This is a genomic window from Streptococcus sp. oral taxon 064 (assembly GCF_001683375.1).
Taxonomy (GTDB): Bacteria; Bacillota; Bacilli; order Lactobacillales; family Streptococcaceae; genus Streptococcus; species Streptococcus oralis_S.
In genome coordinates this window covers 1,866,750-1,885,306 of sequence record NZ_CP016207.1, presented here as the reverse complement: position 1 = coordinate 1,885,306, position 18,557 = coordinate 1,866,750, and the positions used below count along the sequence as shown (strand labels likewise).

At 36.3% G+C, this 18,557-nt stretch carries 16 protein-coding genes; 15 read left to right on the top strand and 1 reads right to left on the bottom strand.

Features of this window, described 5'->3' with window-relative positions; all coding sequences use genetic code 11:
* Positions 1-15: 15 nt before the first annotated feature.
* From AXF18_RS09290 to AXF18_RS09255, 7 genes are all read left to right on the top strand, one after another.
* Positions 16-375 (top strand): PrgI family protein, encoded by a 360-nt coding sequence (locus AXF18_RS09290; RefSeq protein WP_001097589.1) that lies wholly within the window; start codon positions 16-18, stop codon positions 373-375.
* Positions 326-2,683 carry a VirB4-like conjugal transfer ATPase, CD1110 family gene (locus tag AXF18_RS09285; RefSeq protein WP_172837211.1) on the top strand — a complete coding sequence of 786 codons (2,358 nt, stop codon included), beginning with the start codon at positions 326-328 and terminating at the stop codon, positions 2,681-2,683. Before AXF18_RS09290 ends, AXF18_RS09285 begins: the two co-directional genes overlap by 50 nt.
* A gap of 11 nt (positions 2,684-2,694) precedes the next feature.
* A complete protein-coding gene (locus AXF18_RS09280; protein ID WP_065371872.1) occupies positions 2,695-5,508 on the top strand; it encodes a phage tail tip lysozyme in 2,814 nt (937 codons plus the stop codon).
* 359 nt (positions 5,509-5,867) lie between these two features.
* Entirely contained in the window at positions 5,868-6,278 is a 411-nt protein-coding gene (locus AXF18_RS09270) for a thrombospondin type 3 repeat-containing protein (protein ID WP_003041999.1), read from the top strand.
* Between the two features lie 47 nt (positions 6,279-6,325).
* Entirely contained in the window at positions 6,326-12,550 is a 6,225-nt protein-coding gene (locus tag AXF18_RS09265) for an SNF2-related protein (RefSeq protein WP_172837210.1), read from the top strand.
* A gap of 74 nt (positions 12,551-12,624) precedes the next feature.
* Positions 12,625-12,909: a DUF5962 family protein gene (locus AXF18_RS09260; RefSeq protein ID WP_023916199.1), complete on the top strand. Its 285-nt coding sequence runs from the start codon at positions 12,625-12,627 to the stop codon at positions 12,907-12,909.
* A gap of 13 nt (positions 12,910-12,922) precedes the next feature.
* Positions 12,923-13,219: a DUF5966 family protein gene (locus AXF18_RS09255; RefSeq protein ID WP_000998893.1), complete on the top strand. Its 297-nt coding sequence runs from the start codon at positions 12,923-12,925 to the stop codon at positions 13,217-13,219.
* A 13-nt stretch (positions 13,220-13,232) separates the two neighbouring features.
* Here the strand turns inward: AXF18_RS09255 and AXF18_RS10070 are convergent, their stop codons facing one another.
* The gene (locus AXF18_RS10070) at positions 13,233-13,430 is read right to left on the bottom strand and encodes a hypothetical protein (RefSeq protein WP_081730850.1); all 198 of its coding nucleotides are present in this window, start codon (positions 13,428-13,430) and stop codon (positions 13,233-13,235) included.
* A 159-nt stretch (positions 13,431-13,589) separates the two neighbouring features.
* Between AXF18_RS10070 and AXF18_RS09250 the strand changes: the two genes are divergently transcribed.
* The 8 genes from AXF18_RS09250 to AXF18_RS09215 all read left to right on the top strand — a co-directional run bounded on the left by AXF18_RS09250 (position 13,590) and on the right by AXF18_RS09215 (position 18,556).
* Positions 13,590-14,231: a hypothetical protein gene (locus AXF18_RS09250; protein ID WP_000933083.1), complete on the top strand. Its 642-nt coding sequence runs from the start codon at positions 13,590-13,592 to the stop codon at positions 14,229-14,231.
* A gap of 9 nt (positions 14,232-14,240) precedes the next feature.
* Positions 14,241-15,326: a toprim domain-containing protein gene (locus AXF18_RS09245; RefSeq protein ID WP_065371870.1), complete on the top strand. Its 1,086-nt coding sequence runs from the start codon at positions 14,241-14,243 to the stop codon at positions 15,324-15,326.
* A gap of 50 nt (positions 15,327-15,376) precedes the next feature.
* Complete coding sequence (locus AXF18_RS09240) at positions 15,377-15,610, top strand: DUF5965 family protein (RefSeq protein ID WP_065371869.1); 234 nt, start codon at positions 15,377-15,379, stop codon at positions 15,608-15,610.
* Entirely contained in the window at positions 15,607-15,990 is a 384-nt protein-coding gene (locus AXF18_RS09235) for a DUF5945 family protein (RefSeq protein ID WP_002933294.1), read from the top strand. Before AXF18_RS09240 ends, AXF18_RS09235 begins: the two co-directional genes overlap by 4 nt.
* Positions 15,991-16,027: 37 nt before the next feature.
* Positions 16,028-16,300 (top strand): hypothetical protein, encoded by a 273-nt coding sequence (locus tag AXF18_RS09230; RefSeq protein ID WP_065371868.1) that lies wholly within the window; start codon positions 16,028-16,030, stop codon positions 16,298-16,300.
* A 67-nt stretch (positions 16,301-16,367) separates the two neighbouring features.
* On the top strand, positions 16,368-16,844 hold the full coding sequence (gene pezA, locus AXF18_RS09225) for a type II toxin-antitoxin system antitoxin PezA (RefSeq protein ID WP_000579604.1): 477 nt from the start codon (positions 16,368-16,370) through the stop codon (positions 16,842-16,844).
* Positions 16,844-17,602, top strand: a complete 759-nt coding sequence (pezT, locus tag AXF18_RS09220; RefSeq protein WP_061702636.1) for a type II toxin-antitoxin system toxin PezT — start codon at positions 16,844-16,846, stop codon at positions 17,600-17,602. The genes pezA and pezT overlap by 1 nt, the downstream gene beginning before the upstream one ends.
* Before the next feature lie 270 nt (positions 17,603-17,872).
* Positions 17,873-18,556, top strand: coding sequence for a helix-turn-helix transcriptional regulator (locus tag AXF18_RS09215; protein WP_065371867.1), 684 nt, complete (start codon positions 17,873-17,875; stop codon positions 18,554-18,556).
* The last annotated feature ends 1 nt before the right edge of the window (position 18,557 follow it).

Genomic DNA, 18,557 nt, shown 5'->3' with positions numbered 1-18,557 from the left:
TTAGAAAGGAAAGTCATGAATACACGTGTCTTTAAAGACATCTCAAAATACCAACACAGGGCTTGGTTAGGCTTCACTACAAGACAAATCATCTTTGTTTTACCAGCCTTTATTGTCACAATTATTGTTTTGGGCTTGAATCTCTTTTTCTGGCAATTTGGAGATTGGTTTGTTTACGGTTTTGTGTTTGCTTTTACCATCCCCCTCATGCTTTTTGGAGTCTATAAACCCAATGATTTATATTTTGAACATTATTTGAAATACCGTCTTCATTTTGAATTAACGGTTCCCTTACGCACAATTACAGGAAAGAAAGGACCTGAACATGAAAAGAAAATCAAATACATTAAAGAAACAAAAAACTTCAATGACTAATAAAAAAGAAGTAGTTAAAGGGAAAAAAGAGGAAGTGTTACCCTCTACGGCGAATACTCTTTCCTATCAAGCCCTATATCAAAATGGTCTGATGCAGGTAAAAGAAGATTATTTCTCACAAAGCTATTTACTTGGTGATGTCAATTACCAGACCGTTGGTTTAGAGGATAAGGGCGCTATCATTGAGAAGTATTCTGATTTGATTAACTCCCTAGATGACCAAACCAACTTCCAATTGACTATCTTTAATAAAAGATTGAATTTAGAAAAGTTTAGACAGAGTGTTTTGTATGAGGAAAAAGAAGATGGATATGATACCTATCGTAAAGAATTGAATCGGATGATGAATCAGAATTTAGACAGTGGTGAAAATAACTTTTCAGCTGTGAAACTGATTAGCTTTGGTAGAAAGGATTCTAATCCCAAACAAGCCTATCGTTCCCTGTCCCAAATAGGAGAATATTTCAAGAGTGGTTTCTCAGAAATTGATGCTCGCTTTGAATCCTTGGCTGGAGAAAAGCGTGTGAACTTGTTGGCAGATATGCTTAGAGGAGAACACCATCTTCCTTTTTCTTACCGTGATTTAACGAGATCGGGTCAGACAACTCGTCACTTTATAGCTCCTAACCTCTTGGATTTTAAAAACAAGAATTACCTACAAATCAATGACCGATTATTGCAGATTGTCTATGTCAGAGACTACGGTATGGAATTAGGAGATCAGTTTATCAGAGACCTCATGCAAGGAGATTTGGAATTGATAGTGAGCCTTCATGCTCAAAGTTCGACTAAGGCGGATGCTATGAAGAAACTACGAACAAAGAAGACCTTGATGGAATCCCAAAAGATTGGGGAACAACAAAAACTAGCTCGTACAGGTATCTATTTGGAAAAAGTAGGCCATGTATTAGAAAGCAATATCGATGAAGCTGAAGAACTCTTAAAAACCATGACCGAGACAGGAGATAAACTATTTCAAACGGTCTTCTTGATTGGGGTCTTTGGCCAGGATGAAGAAGAACTCAAACAAGCGCTAGACACAATCCAACAAGTGGCCGGTTCAAATGACCTAATGATTGATAAACTTCCATATATGCAAGAAGCAGCCTTTAATAGTTTGCTGCCATTTGGTTGTGATTTTTTAGAGGGCGTATCACGGAGTTTATTAACGTCCAATGTAGCAGTGAATTCTCCATGGACTTCAGTAGATTTACAAGACCGTAGTGGGAAATATTACGGTATCAATCAAATATCAAGTAATATTATTACCATTGATCGCAGTCTATTAAATACACCGTCTGGTCTGATTTTAGGAACATCTGGAGCTGGGAAAGGGATGGCAACCAAGCATGAAATTATCACGACAAAAATCAAGGAATCTGGTGAAAATACTGAAATTATCATCGTGGATCCAGAAGCAGAATACAGTGTCATTGGACGAGCTTTTGGTGGAGAAATGATTGATATTGCGCCCGATTCCCAAACTTATCTCAATGTCCTTGACTTGTCTGAGGAAAATATGGATGAAGATCCTGTAAAGGTAAAATCAGAATTTCTTTTATCCTTTATCGGCAAGTTATTGGATAGAAAAATGGATGGAAGAGAAAAATCGATTATTGACCGAGTTACCAGACTCACCTATCAGTCATTTAAAGAGCCTTCTTTGGAAGAATGGGTCTTTGTCTTGAGTCAACAACCAGAAGAAGAAGCGCAGAACTTGGCACTTGATATGGAACTGTATGTCGAAGGTTCTCTTGATATTTTTTCTCATAAGACCAATATTCAGACAGGATCTAATTTCTTAATTTATAACGTTAAGAAGTTAGGAGATGAGCTCAAACAAATTGCTCTTATGGTTGTTTTTGATCAGATATGGAATCGTGTCGTTCGGAACCAAAAATTAGGGAAGAAGACCTGGATTTATTTTGATGAAATGCAGCTTCTCTTATTAGACAAATATGCTAGTGATTTCTTCTTTAAATTGTGGAGTCGTGTCAGAAAATATGGAGCTAGTCCGACTGGGATAACCCAAAATGTCGAAACCTTATTGTTAGATCCAAATGGTAGACGAATTATTGCAAATAGTGAATTTATGATTCTTCTCAAGCAAGCAAAAAATGACCGAGAAGAACTGGTTCAACTCTTAGGCTTGTCAAAAGAACTCGAAAAATACCTTGTCAATCCAGAAAAAGGGGCAGGACTAATAAAAGCTGGTTCCGTTGTCGTACCCTTTAAAAATAAGATTCCTCAAGGTACTCAATTGTTTGATATTATGAGTACGGATCCTGATAAAATGGCTTCTAATTAAGGGGAAGGTAAATGAAGGATAAAAGAGAAATCATACGTGCCCGAAAGGCATTTAGAAGAAGTCTAAAAGATGAGAAGAAATTCTTGAAACAAGGAAAGAAGGAGGTAAGGAAACAGAAAAAAGATTCCTCTGTACTGGATGAAAAAGCATGGAAAAAAGAGATAAAAGAAAAGCTAGAGGAGATGAGAGAAGCTTCAAAGGAGAGAGTAAAACAAGCAAATGAAGACTACAATCATATTCTTCAAAATAGTCCTCCATCTCTGTTGAATCGGAAAGAATTAAGAGACAGACGGTTGCCTCATGCTAGGAAACGATTGAAAATAGCTAAGGAGCAATTTAGAGAAGCCAAGGTAGAAGCAAAAGAAGAAAGAAAAGAGAGTCGTAAAGAAAGAAAAACCAATCAAAAATTTCTTTATGGTCAGGAATCGAAACAAAAATCTAATTTTTTCTTTCAAGGGAAGAGTTTAGAAGAATTAAAAGCTAAGAAAGAAGTCAAGGCCGCAAAAGAGAATCTAAAATCTACTAAACAAGCCTATAAGTCCAAAAAAGTCAGTAGGAAAGCCAAAACTTTTCTTTATGTCCTTGGACGTGAAGGAGGAGAGTTAGCTTCAGAAAATGAAGATTTAGAAGGCTATCGCACACTTCAAGAGACAATTAGAAAAGGGAAACGCTACAGTCGGCTTTCTTATAATCTTGGAAAAGCTAGTGTCAAAACAGGACAAGCAACAGGTCGTTTTACCAAGAAAAGACTGACCAACACAAAAGAGCGATACCACCATTTTAAGGATGGAAAAGGATGGAAACTAGCGAAAGATAACCCAAGTTCCTTTAAAAATCGGTTTCGAAAATTAAAAAAACAAGGTCTTATAAGTGTCCGAAATATCTATCAGAAACTAAAAGCAGCCTTTTCCTTCTTTACATTTGCGGCTGGAAATCCTGTAACCTGGATAGTTGGAGGAATAGTCTTTCTTCTTTTACTTATGATGAGCTTCTTTTTAGGATTTTCATCTGCTAGTTTGATTCAACAAGATGAATTTGAATTAACAAAAGCTTATACCCACCTGACCTGGGAAGACGCAGAACATACTCGTACAAATGACAAAGGCATTACCTATTACACAAAAGTTGATGATGTGATGGGGTATATGAACTTTAAATTCCATGACTATGAGTTACACAAACCAGTTCACTTATTTAGTTCAGAAACTTACAAGGATTATCTATCTACTTTGTGGCATGATTTAAACGATGGAGAAGATTTGAAATCCATGCAAGACCTTTATGAAACTCCTAAGTATAAACTCTCGAAAGACGATCAAGAGGAAATGAAGGAACTAAAAGAAGAAGGTGTCTATGCTTCCATGCAGGAATTGGACAATCCATTTGAAGGGAAAAGTAACGAAGATAGTTTAACCATGACTTATCGTTATGGATACTATTATTTAGATGGAAAACCTACTCTTCAGGAGTACATTCTACTAGAAGCAAAGGCTCACCAAACGATTGTCGCACCAATGGATGGAGTTGTATCTCTAGATGGTGACAATGTTATTCTCACTAACGGAAAAGGAGAGAATGAGAGTCGATTGACCTTGTACTCTATTCATAATGGCCGTGCGATTGAGGGGACAAGGGTTCTAACTGGTGATATTATTGGTGAGATACCAGACGATACAGGTTTGAAAGTTTCCTATCAAAAGTATAAGAACAAGAAAGAAAAATTGGTGTATGTCAATCCGCAATTTTATTTTCCAAAGGTCATTCAACTTCAGACCACTATCTTACCTGCCATTGGTCAGTTTGGTGGAGATGAGTTTGAACGTGCAAAACATATTTATGAGTTTTTGAAATCTCAAGGGGCAAGTCCCCAAGCCATTGCGGCTATTTTAGGAAATTGGTCGGTAGAGTCTTCTATCAATCCTAAACGTGCTGAAGGAGATTATTTATCTCCTCCAGTTGGCGCTACCGATTCCTCATGGGATGATGAAAGCTGGTTAGCGATAGGAGGGCCAGCCATTTATAGTGGTGCTTATCCTAATATCCTTCATAGAGGTTTGGGGTTAGGTCAATGGACTGATACCGCAGATGGTTCAACACGCCATACAGCTTTATTGAATTATGCACATATCAAAAATAAGAAGTGGTATGATTTAGACCTCCAGCTTGACTTTATGCTTAATGGAGATAGTCCTTACTATCAAAGTTGGTTAAAGGATTTCTTTGGAAATACGGGCAGTGCAGCAAATCTCGCCCAACTCTTTCTCACCTATTGGGAAGGAAATTCTGGTGACAAACTACTGGAAAGACAAACCAGAGCCACGGAATGGTATTACCAAATTGAAAAAGGCTTTAGCCAAACAAATGGAGGACAGGCAAAGAGTGACCCACAATCCCTTGAAGGGGTTCGTGGAGACTTGTATGATCATTCTGTTCCTGGTGGTGGAGATGGTATGGCCTATGCCTATGGACAATGTACATGGGGTGTTGCGGCTCGTATGAATCAATTAGGCTTGAAATTAAAAGGAAGCAATGGAGAGAAGATTCCAATCATTAATACCATGGGAAATGGTCAGGACTGGGTTTCGACAGCTTCAAGTCTTGGTGGGGAAACTGGCTCTACACCAAGAGCAGGTGCTATTGTTTCTTTTGTGGGAGGTACACATGGCACACCAGCAGACTATGGTCATGTAGCTTTTGTAGAGAAGGTCTATGATGATGGTTCTTTCCTCGTGTCTGAGACAAACTATGGTGGCAACCCTAACTATACCTTTAGAAAAATCTCGCAAGCAGATAGTGCCATTAGTTTTGCCTATACAACGAAATAGAAGGGTTTACACTTGAAATTATAACTATTAAAAGATACAATATGTCTATAAATGAATGGTCGGCTCATGGTCAATCTGATAGTAATCTTGGACATAAGGGCCAAGCGGTGGCGGACACCAGAACAAAATCCGAAAGCAATCTTGGACGTAAGGGCCAAGCGGTGGCAGACACCAGAATAAACCGACTGACTAGATGGCTTACAGGTTCTGTAAGTCATCTTTTTACTTTGATAATAATGTTTTATCATTTTCAGGAGAACGTAGTTTTGGCTCGTTCTCTTTTTTGTTGTGATACTTCTTTCAAGGAATATTTGGTAGGATTGGAGTGAAAAAAGATTAACTAGGAAAGAAGGAAGTATATGGAAGCCATTTATCAACGTGATTCGGATCAAGATGGATTAACTGATGCTCAAGAATTAGCGCTAGGAACCAATCCTCTTAGCGCAGATTCTGATGGTGATGGTCGTTCAGATTTAGTGGAAGTAGAAGAAGGAAGCAATCCCTTAGAAAAGGATTTACAAGACATAGACCAAACAAGTATAACTGAACCGTCTTCAGTATTTATGGAAATGAAACAAAAGATTTCAGATATGATGGAGAGTCACTACAAGGAATTTATACAGGCTCTGATTAGTATTGAAACAGGGATTGAAAACCAACAAGACCTAGAAGACTTATATACTTACTACATGAGAACAGATGCCGTTTCTCTTTTGTCTAGTGATTTAGAAACCAGTCCTCAAGAGGTGGAAATGGAGATAGAGTTGTAGGGGAATCATGTGATTCTCCTATTTTCGTATAGTTGAAAGGAGCGAGTATGGAAGTAATGCAATTATTAGCTATGTTTCGTGGAACAATTCCAAAAGATAGGGAGAAAATGGACCTATTTCTTCGATATCAAGCGCAACATTTTGATGAGAAATGGCAGGACTTGGTAGAGAGTTTTTTGGCTGAAGAGGGCAAGCTAGAAGAGATTCCTCATGTCTATTCTTTTCATCAAGATATTGTTTCTTTCCTAGAGGCCAGTTCCGAAAATCATGACCAAGATTTAGAAAGTTACACAAGAAGTTTTGGACAAGCGGGTCTAGATAAATTATCTCAATTAAGTAGTTGGGAGAAATACTTGGTTCTAGAAGTCGCAACCTATAACCTTTCCACTCGATTTTACATCCAATCTGAAAAAGAAAAGCTAGAACAACTAAGTGAGCTTATTTTTCATCAGAATCAGGATGTCAATTTGGTTAATGTCTATCGGGTTGCGAATAATCTATCTGACCGCATTAGTAGAGATATAGAGGAGTTTCTTCTAATGGTTGATTCCAAAGAACTAAAAAAAGAGGTTCTTGAGATTCATTTTGAAGAAAAAGAGGGAGACGTTCTAGCCTATTTGGGTTCTGAATTGATGGCTACTTTAGATACCGTTACAGATCTTGTCCATCATGAAGAAAACTACCAACAACTCCCACTGACACAAAAGCTGAAGATTATTACTCATTTTGATGATGTAAAGGCTAGAAGTGAAAAGTCTAAGCAAGTAGAGGAATCCTTATCTCCTTCAAGTGATATTGAACAGGAAATGGAAGAAACTAACTCCTTTTCTAATGTCGATAAAATTGTAGAAGAAGCTTTAAGGGAATATCCAATCGGTTCACAAGTAAGTTATAAAGGACAAGTATTTCAGTTGGTTTCGATTGAAAATGCACACTTAAATGACTTAGTTCGATTAGAGTTATTCAATGATTCCAACCAGTTATTTGAAGAAAATCCTATCTTATACCTGAACAGTTTGGAAGAGATTGAACAAGTATTGTCTCATGTAGAACTTGAAAAAGAAGATTCAGAGATTGAGATTGAATCATCAAGTGAAAGTCAGGAAATAGATTTGTTTTCCTATCTGGAAGAAGAAAATGAAAAGGAAAAAGATAAGGATAAGGAAACAGAAACGCTTATTTCAGATATAGAAGAGACGGCTGTCCCCGTTCAAGATTTTGTTTTTCCAGATGATTTAGAGGACTTTTACCCTAAGACAAATCGAGAAAAAATTGAAACGAATATCGCCGCAATTGATCTTGTTAAAAGATTAGAAAAAGAGGGACGACAAGCAAGTCCAGAAGAACAAGAGCTACTAGCCAAGTATGTTGGATGGGGTGGTCTTGCCAATGAATTTTTTGATGAACTCAATCCAAAGTATGAATCAGAACGTTTAACTCTTAGGAGCTTAGTAAGTAAGTCAGAATACTCCACCATGAAACAAAGTTCCCTCACAGCCTATTATACAGACCCAATGATTATTCGCCAGATTTGGCAAAAATTACTGGATGATGGTTTTGAGGGAGGAAGGATATTAGATCCTTCTATGGGGACTGGGAACTTCTTTGCGGCGATGCCTAGAAGTATACGAGAGAGGTCAGAACTCTATGGAGTTGAATTAGACAGCGTGACAGGCGCAATCGCAAAACAACTCCACCCCAATACCCATATTGAAGTGCGAGGATTTGAAGAAGTTCCCTATCAAAATAATAGTTTTGATTTAGTCTTAACGAATGTTCCTTTTGGAAATTTTCGCATTGCCGATAAAAACTATGATAAACCTTACATGATTCACGACTACTTTGTCAAACACTCACTTGATTTAGTAAGAGACGGAGGACAAGTGTCGATTATCTCATCTATCGGGACAATGGATAAGCGGACAGATAATATCTTACAAGAGATTAAATCCAATACTCATTTTTTAGGGGGAGTTCGTTTGCCGGATACGGCTTTTAAAAAGATTGCAGGTACTCGAGTGACCACAGACCTCCTCTTCTTTCAAAAGGATCAAGCAAAGAATCTTAATGAAGAGGAACTTGTTTTTAGTGGTTCTATTCTCTTTGAGGAGGATAAGCGTGTCTGGATCAATCCTTATTTTGATGGGAAATACAACACACAAGTTTTGGGTGAATATGAGGTACGTAATTTTAATGGAGGAACTCTGAATGTTAAGGGGGTATCAGAAACATTAGCTACTGACATAATGAAAGCATTAGAGAATGTGGAAGCACCTAAACAAATTGACAATTCTTTGAAAGCACCTGTTTTTATCCAAGAAGAAGTGGATAATTCTATCCCAAGTCGTATACGTGAGAATTTAGCGCTCTATTCTTTTGGATATGAGGGAAATCAAATTTATTACCGAGATACGCATGGCATTCGGAAAAGTTCAAAAGTAGACGAAATTAGTTATTATGTAGATGAGAAGGGAGATTTTAAAGCCTGGGACAGTTCTTTGTCTGAACATAAAATAGATCGGTTCGTGCAACTTCATTTGACAGATGAGGAAGCACTAGATGTTTACAAGTCAGAAGAAGCGAGTAAAAGGGGGAAATATAAGGGACTGTTCAAAAAAACGGTCTTTTATGAAAGTCCCTTATCGGATAAGGATATTAGTCGCATTAAGGGCATGGTTGATTTGAGAGATACCTATCAATCCTTAATTGAAATTCAACGTCATCCAGATTATAGTCGAACAGATTTTCAGGTATTACTTAGTAAACTCAATCGTGACTATGACCGCTTTGTAAGTCAATTTGGATACTTGAATGCGTCCGTTAATCGGAACTTATTTGATAGTGACGATAAGTATTCCTTACTAGCTAGTTTAGAAGATGAATACATTGATTCTAAAGATCAGAAAGTAAAATATAAAAAATCTTTAGCCTTTGAGAAAGCATTGGTTAGGCCAGAGAGAGTGATTGCAAGAGTTTCAACGGCTTTAGATGCCTTAAACTCTAGTTTATCGGATGGTAGAGGGGTTGATTTAGACTATATGGTATCAATTTATCCTGAACATAGCCAAGCTGCTATTTTAGATGAGTTAGGAGACCAGATTTTAATGGATCCAGAAAGCTATTTAAGAGGGGAAAGAAAATATCTTTCTAAGAATCAGTTTTTATCAGGAGACATTCTCAACAAGATAGAAGTAGTTCAACTATTAGTGGAGGAAAACAATCAAGAATGTGACTGGTCCCATGCTTTAGATTTGTTAGAATCTATTCGCCCTCCACGGATTCATCTGGCAGATATTGAGTTTAAAATAGGGTCACGTTGGATTCCTCAATCCGTTTATGGTAAATTTGCCTTTGAATGTTTTACCAATCGTGAATTTGAATTGTCTTCGCCAGATGTTGAACAAGTCATTGAAGTGAATCCTGTCGATGGCCAGGTTCATTTAAGGACATCATTTGCTTATCGCTATCCAAGTGCCAAAGATAGTAGTCTTGGAGTCAGTGGGTCACGTTATGATACAGGAAGAAAGATTTTTGAGAATTTACTAAATTCAAACCAACCGACGATTACTATGACTGTTACGGAAGGAGAAAAGAAAAAGACCATCACAGATTTGGAAAAAACCTCTGTTCTAAGAGCAAAAGAGCAGCATTTACAAGAACTCTTTCAAGACTTTGTCTCACGGTATCCAGAAGTCCAACAAGTCATTGAAGAAAGTTACAATCGTCTTTATAATCGAACGGTTAGTCGAGAGTATGACGGTAGCCATCTAGTCATTGATGGCTTAGCACAAAACATCAGTCTTCGTCCTCATCAAGAGAATGCCATTCAAAGAATCGTAGAAGAAAAAAGAGCCTTATTAGCTCATGAGGTAGGTTCAGGAAAGACCTTGACCATGCTTGGTGCTGGGTTTAAATTAAAGGAGTTGGGGATGGTTCATAAGCCCTTGTATGTGGTGCCCTCTAGTTTGTCTGCTCAATTTGGCCAAGAGATCATGAAATTTTTCCCTACTAAAAAAGTCTTTGTGACTACTAAGAAAGATTTTGTGAAGGCGAGAAGAAAACAATTTGTGTCACGTATTATTACAGGAGATTACGATGCCATTGTCATTGGGGATTCTCAATTTGAAAAAATCCCTGTCAGTAAGGAAAGACAGATGAATTATATCGAGGATAAACTCAATGAACTACGAGAGATTAAAACACATTCTGAAAACAAGTATACTGTTAAAGAAGCAGAGCAATCAATAAGTGGTCTAGAGAAACAATTGGAAGAACTCCAACGCTTTAATCGTGATAGTTTTATTGATTTTGAGAACTTAGGAATTGATTTTCTATTTGTGGATGAAGCACATCACTTTAAAAATATTCGTCCGATCACTGGACTTGGAAATGTAGCAGGGATTACCAATACAACCTCTAAGAAGAACGTGGATATGGAAATGAAGATTCGACAGATTCAGGAAGAGCATGATTTTAAAAACATTGTCTTTGCGACAGGAACACCTGTTTCCAATTCTATTAGTGAGCTCTACACTATGATGAACTATATTCAACCAGATATCTTAAAACGCTATCAAGTTGATTATTTTGACTCTTGGGTAGGTGCTTTTGGAGAAATTCAAAACTCTATGGAATTAGCTCCTACAGGGGATAAGTATCAGCCTAAGAAACGATTTAAAAAGTTCGTCAATCTACCTGAGTTGATGAAAATCTATAAAGAAACAGCCGACATTCAAACACAAGATATGTTGGATTTACCTGTTCCAGAAGCTCATATTATCCCTATTGAGAGTGAGTTAACTGAAAACCAGAAATTCTATTTAGAAGAATTGGTTATGAGGTCAGATGCGGTCAAATGTGGAACAGTTGATCCGAGCCAGGATAACATGTTAAAGATTACGGGTGAGGCACGAAAACTAGCAATTGATATGCGTTTATTGGACTCTAGTTATAGTCTAGCAGACAATCATAAACTGCTTCAGGTAGTGGATAATGTTGAAAGAATTTATCGTGAAGGAATGGAACATAAGGCTACTCAGATGATTTTTTCAGATATTGGCACACCTAAGAAAAAAGATAATGGCTTTGATGTTTATTCTGAGATTAAGGCATTATTAGTTGATAGAGGAATCCCTAGTAAAGAAATTGCCTTTGTACATGATGCCAATAGTGATGAAAAGAAGAATAGTTTATCTCGAAAGGTTAATGCAGGAGAAGTGCGGATTCTCCTTGCCTCAACCGAAAAAGGAGGAACAGGTTTAAATGTTCAGAGCAAGATGAAAGCAGTTCATCACCTGGATGTTCCGTGGAGACCAAGTGACATCCAGCAACGCAATGGACGTATTATCAGACAGGGAAATGAAAACAAGGAAGTGGATATTTACCACTACATTACCAAAGGTTCATTTGATAATTATCTATGGGCAACTCAGGAGAACAAACTCCGTTATATTAAGCAGATTATGACTTCTAAGGAGCCGATTCGTGCTGCAGAAGACATTGATGAGCAGACCATGACAGCTTCTGATTTTAAGGCACTAGCAACAGGTAATCCTTATCTCAAATATAAGATGGAACTAGAGAATGATCTAACTTTATTAGAAAATCAAAGACGCGCCTTTCAACGTAGCAAGGATCACTATCGTCATACAATCTCCTACTGTGAAGAAAATATGCCCATTCTTGAGAAACGATTAAGTAAGTATGAAGGCGACATTCAACAGTCTGAAATGTCGAAAGACCAGGCATTTTCTATGACAGTTGGCAAGCAAGCTTTTGAGCAACGAGCTGAAGCAGGGGAATCCCTACACCGTCTTATCCGTCATAATCAAGCTGACAGCAAAGAATTTCGTACCTTAGCAAGCTATCGAGGATTTGACATTAAAATGCTTAGTCTTCCAACAAATCAACCTCTTCCTGAAACCTTCTCTGTTAAGATTGTAGGAGAAAATCAGTATTCTGTCAGTTTAGATTTGTATTCTCCTTTGGGGACAATTCAAAGACTTCAGCATACGATTGATCACATTAAAGAGGACCAAGTGAAAACTCAGAACTTATTGGATGAATTAAAGGATAAATGGACTACTGCTAAGGTAGAAATTGAGAAAAACTTTCCAAAGGAAGAGGATTATCAAACAAAAAAGGCCGAATACGATGTACTTGCGCCATTGATTGAAACAGAAACGGATTTAGATATTATTGATCAGGCCTTAAGACAATTCCACGAAAAAGGAAACGAAAAGCAGGAACAACTTTCTTTTGAATTGGATTAAAAAATAGATACAAATAGCGGACAAGAAATGAAAAGCGCGGTAGAATAAAGATAGAAAGAAACGAGGTAACAATTATGATGGAAGATACCTATTATCAATTAGAAGAGGCTTTGGTACAGGGATTTCAAACACCTGAAGAATACCAAGCCTACAAGGAACTAAAGGAACATTATGAGGAAGTGACAGGCGATTACAGTTTTTCTAAACGAGAACTCACTAGCCAATTGGAAATCACTCTTCAAAATCATCGAGGTGTGGACTTTGAAGAACATGAAAAAGAGGAGTATTTGGACTTAGTTCAAAAATTAGAAGAGTTTGATTCCTCTCTTGCCACCCATTATCGTCAATTGATTGATTAGGAAGGAGAAAGTCATGAATGATTTACTCCTTATCCCAGTAATTTTTTTAGCAGTAGGAGGAATTCTCATTCTTTTATGGAGACTCTTTCTTATTGCCAGTGGACTTTTCCTTATTGGTTTTATCAGTTTTCTTATTTTCGTGGAGGTCTATGGAATTTATTTGTTCTTTACTGAACCGACTTTATACTTTGATGATATCAGACAACATGGTTTAACTAGTTTTACGGCTGTGTACCTTTTCATCAATCTGATGTTGGTTTTAGGATTCAGTTGGCGTTTCATAAACTCCAAAACTAAGGAAAGTATGTAAACTTGTTAGATGGTTAAAAAACTTTATCTGAATCTAAATTCGGATAGGGTTTTTTATTTGCCTTGATTCTTTCATATACTTCATAGCTAAATTGGAGTAATAATTTATGAAAATCATAATCCTCACTATTATTACTTGTATTTATGGCTTGTTTATGGCGTTCAATATGAGAAAGAGCTCTTCTCAAATTTTCTTCTTTTAATTTGTTCATATTTATATTATAAACTGAAGACAGCTAATTTTGATATTTTTCTCTGAACTGTACGATTTTGCGCCTGAAATGTAGGAATCACCTTTCGTTGTGGTGTGATAAAACTTACAAGTCCTTTTTGTTATTCTTGACCTAGTTTTTATAGAAAGAAGGTCTAAGATGTTAAATAAAGTCAAAACTAAAGCCTTAATTAGTGTCGGAGCAGTGGCTGCAACTAGCTTTATTCTCATGATGGGATATACTGCTGGTCAACATTCTACTGCTAAACAAAGTCGCAAAGAAATCGAATTGGCTGCAGCTAAACTTGTAGAGGACAAACAAGCAGAAGATAAAGCCAGCATTTTGTCATCGGATACTGTAAAAGAATTTTTGACGCAGTACTATACGAAAGAAAAGCTCGGAGAAAATAATACACGTATTCAACCTTATATGACTGAATCGGCTTATTCTCAAGAATTGTCAAGTCAAAATGATGCCATGAACCAAGTTTATAAGGACTATATTTTGGATTATCATTTTGAAAAAGCAGATATCTTTGTCAATCAGACTACGAATCAAGCCATTGCCATGGTCTCTTATAATGTAACCTATGTATCTGATTTAAAGAATGCCAACCAATCAAAGACCAATCAGACAGAAACCAGAACGGTTAAGTTGTCTTATTCGAAACTACCAGGTAAGTTATTGGTCAATCAAGTACAGGTTTGGAAATCTGGGTTAGATGATTTGGATAAGGCCACTCCCAAAACTTTGGAAGAATCCTCATCTGTTCCATCACTGCCAAATACTACAACAAAATGATGATATTGCATGGAAATAGAAGAATGTAAGCAAATTTCAATTCTTGATGTAGCCAATCGTTTGGGGATCTCCTTTAAACAAGTTTCGAGCAGTGTCTATGAACATCCTGAACACGATTCATTCCGGATTTTTTCAACTACCAATACTTTTAAATGGTTTTCAAGAGATATTCAAGGTGATGTCATTGATTTTGTTCGACTTGTTAAGGGAATTTCCTTTAAAGAAGCTCTAGCCTTTCTTTCTGAAGAACCTTTTCAAAAAGAAGCTGTTCAAGAAAAAAGAGAGAGACCATTTTATTACCCTTTAAAGAGAATAGAAGATTCTAACTGTAGTCTGGCCAGATATTATTTAACAGAATGTAGAGGAATTTCAGAAGAAATCATACAAAAGATGATTCAACAAGGTTTGATGTCACAAGCCACTTGGAAAACAAATGAAACTGTTGAACCTGTTATTGTTTTTAAAAGCTTTGATCATCGACACAAACTGCAGGCAGCAAGCCTACAAGGGATTTATAAGAATCCCGCTCTTTCTAGAAAGAGGTTAAAAACGATTCTAAAAGGAAGCCATGGACATGTTGGAATATCCTTTGACATTGGTAAACCAAATAGACTGGTCTTTTGTGAATCGTTCATCGACTTAATGAGTTATTACGAGCTACATCAACAAAATCTATCAGATATTCGCTTGGTATCTATGGAGGGATTAAAAAGGTCTGTTGTTGCTTATCAAACTTTACGACTGATAGCTGAAGAAAATCAGAAGTTGAAATTCTTAGATACAGTAACACCTTCAAAGTTATTGCCTTTGATCAATACAATTCGTGATACCACCAGCTATTTTGATAATCATCCTGATTTATTGACACTTGCGGTAGATTGTGATGATGCAGGAAAAGATTTTTCCGATAAGTTATTTCAAGCTGGATTGCCTGTTTTACTGGATTTACCTGATAATGAATCTGGGAAAGAAAAAGTAGACTGGAATGATGTCCTTAGAGAAAAGAAATCAGATTTACAATTGATGATCGAGACTGCAAAAGAGACATTGAGGAATCAACCAGTAAGACAAACCTCTCAATGTTTAGAATTGTGATAACAAAATCAAGATGTTTTAGCTAATATTAGAATGAAGGAGGATCGTATATGACCATTATTGAACGCTTAGAAGAAAAGGTCACTAGGCAAGAAAGTAAGGTAGCAAGAGAGACAGAAAAACTCGCTGCTTACAAAGAGCAACTAGAGACAGCAATGTTTGCAACGTTCAAAAGGCGTCAAAGCATTAGTCACATGAGTTTTGAAGAAGCTCTTGACCATGCCTTCGGTGGAGAAAGACAATTCGATAATTCTGAATTTAGAAAGGATGAAATGAGTGAATGACAAAAGATTGGAATTTTAATCAACCATTAGAAAGTAAATCAGAAAATCAAGAAGATCCAGATAAAATTGCCGCCTTATTTGGAAATCATCAAGGAGGTAATGATGTAAATTATGAAGCAGCTTTTCAAAAGCGAAAACAAGCACCTGTGACGGAGTCAAATTCTAGTTCTAAACCCAAAGTTACAGAGGTTAGAACAGGAAAAGAGACAGATATCACTACAAGTTATCAGCAACATCTTAAAAGACTGATTGCGGATAACAATAGCGATATTCAAAGTAGTCAAAAGAAAATTGAAGAGCTACATACGTTAATTGACACAAAGAATAAAGATAATAAGAAATTGCAGTCCATTTACGATGCGATTTCCGAATTACACTAAGCAGTCCTGATAGGCTGCTTTTTTTGAGAGGTTATAGATGTTTACAACATTTTTTAAGAAAAACCAAGACAATAGTGATGTATTTAAGAAGCTAATTCATAGACTATCTGATATGTCTGTCCAAGATCTTGAAAAAATAGATCGACTGCTAGATATCATTTTCACTCCAGAACAAGAATCAGAACAACTAAAAACAGAAGCAACTTATAGAGAAGAAACTTTGGACGACACATTAAAGGAAGCTAAGAATCAACTTCATAAGGAACAATTAGAGAAGAATTTAGAGAGGTTTAGGAAAAATAGTCAATAACGCACCAAAATTGGTGCATTATGCTTTTTTATGCTATAATTGAATTATAAAAATAAAGGAGTTTGCCATGATTGGAAAGAACATAAAATCCTTACGTAAAACACATGACTTAACACAACACGAATTTGCACGGATTGTAGGTATTTCACGAAATAGTCTAAGTCGTTATGAAAATGGAACGAGTTCGGTCTCTACCGAATTAATAGACATCATTTGTCAGAAGTTTAATGTATCTTATGTCGATATTGTAGGAGAAGATAAAATGCTCAATCCTGTTGAAGATTATGAATTGACTTTAAAAATTGAAATTGTGAAAGAAAGAGGTGCTAATCTATTATCTCGACTCTATCGTTATCAAGATAGTCAAGGAATTAGCATTGATGATGAATCTAATCCTTGGATTTTAATGAGTGATGATCTATCTGACTTGATTCATACGAATATCTATTTAGTAGAAACTTTTGATGAAATAGAGAGATATAGCGGTTATTTGGATGGAATTGAACGTATGTTAGAGATATCTGAAAAACGGATGGTAGCCTAATGGAAATTCAAGATTATACTGATAGTGAATTCAAACATGCTTTAGAGCGGAACCTTCGCTCACTGACAAGAGGAAAAAAGTCCAGTAAACAACCTATAGCGATTTTGCTTGGAGGGCAAAGTGGTGCTGGTAAGACTACAATTCATCGTATTAAACAGAAAGAATTTCAAGGAAATATTGTTATCATAGATGGCGATAGTTTTCGTTCTCAGCATCCACACTATTTAGAACTGCAGCAAGAATATGGCAAAGATAGTGTAGAATACACCAAAGATTTTGCAGGGAAAATGGTAGAGTCTTTAGTAACAGAATTGAGTCATTTGGGATACAATCTTTTGATAGAGGGAACTTTACGAACGATTGATGTTCCAAAGAAAACAGCACAACTCTTGAAAAATAAGGGATATGAAGTACAATTAGCCTTGATTGCGACAAAGCCTAAGCTGTCCTATCTGAGCACCCTTATCCGATACGAAGAACTATACGCTATCAATCCAAATCAAGCACGTGCAACTCCAAAAGAACATCATGATTTCATTGTAAATCATCTAGTTGATAATACACGGCAATTGGAAGAACTAGCTATCTTTGAAAGAATTCAAATTTACCAACGAGATAGAAGTTGTGTATATGATTCAAAAGAAAATACAACTTCAGCAGCAACCGTTCTTCATGATTTGCTATTTGGAGAATGGAATCAAGTGGAGAAAGAGATGCTTAAATCTGGAGAAGAAAGATTGAAAGATTTAACTAATTGAAATGGTTTGTAGAGTTAGATTTTTAAAATAAAGTCTATTGGATCGTTAATTTAAAAATAACGATCCTTTTTTATATTCTCTATTTTCTATTTTCTTCTTCATATTTTTTCAAAAGTTTTAGCATTCTTCTGTGATGATTTCCTAACAATATAAGTACGAATTTAGCGCAGTTTATGATTATTTTAAATCTTGGGGGTTATTAAACTCTTGATTTTTTCAACAAGCTATGGTATCCTTTTGTTAGTTAATAAACTTACAAAAGGATCAAAAATGTTTTCACCTACTAAATTAAAAAGAAAAAGAGAAAGTCAAGGATTATCTCAATCTCAACTTGCATCCAGTTTGGGAATTAGTAGAGCCTCATACTTTAATTGGGAATCAGGTAAAACAAAGCCTAATCAAAACAATTTAAGCAAATTGAGTGAGATTTTGAATGTAGATCTTCGATATTTTGAATCAGAGTATGAAATAGTTGAAACCTATCTCAAACTAACGGAAAGGAATCAAGAAGCAACACTTCATTATGCTACAGAACTGTTGAACAAACAGAATGAGAAGGTTGTAGATTTACCTGAGCGCTTTGCTTATAAAGTTTACGAAAAATTATCAGCTGGTACAGGAACAGCTTATTTTGATGATGGTAATTACGATACAGTTTACTTCAATCATCAATTTGATTATGATTTTGCATCGTGGGTGTTTGGGGATTCAATGGAACCGACATATGAAAATGGTTCTGTAGCCCTTATTAAGCAAACTGGATTTGATTATGACGGAGCTATTTATGCGATAGATTGGGATGGTCAAACCTATATTAAGAAAGTGTATCGTGAAGAAAATGGGCTTCGTTTAGTTTCACTCAATCGGAACTATTCAGATAAGTTTGCGCCTTATGATGAGAATCCTCGCATTATAGGGAAAATCGTTGGGAACTTTATGCCTTTAGAGGACTAAG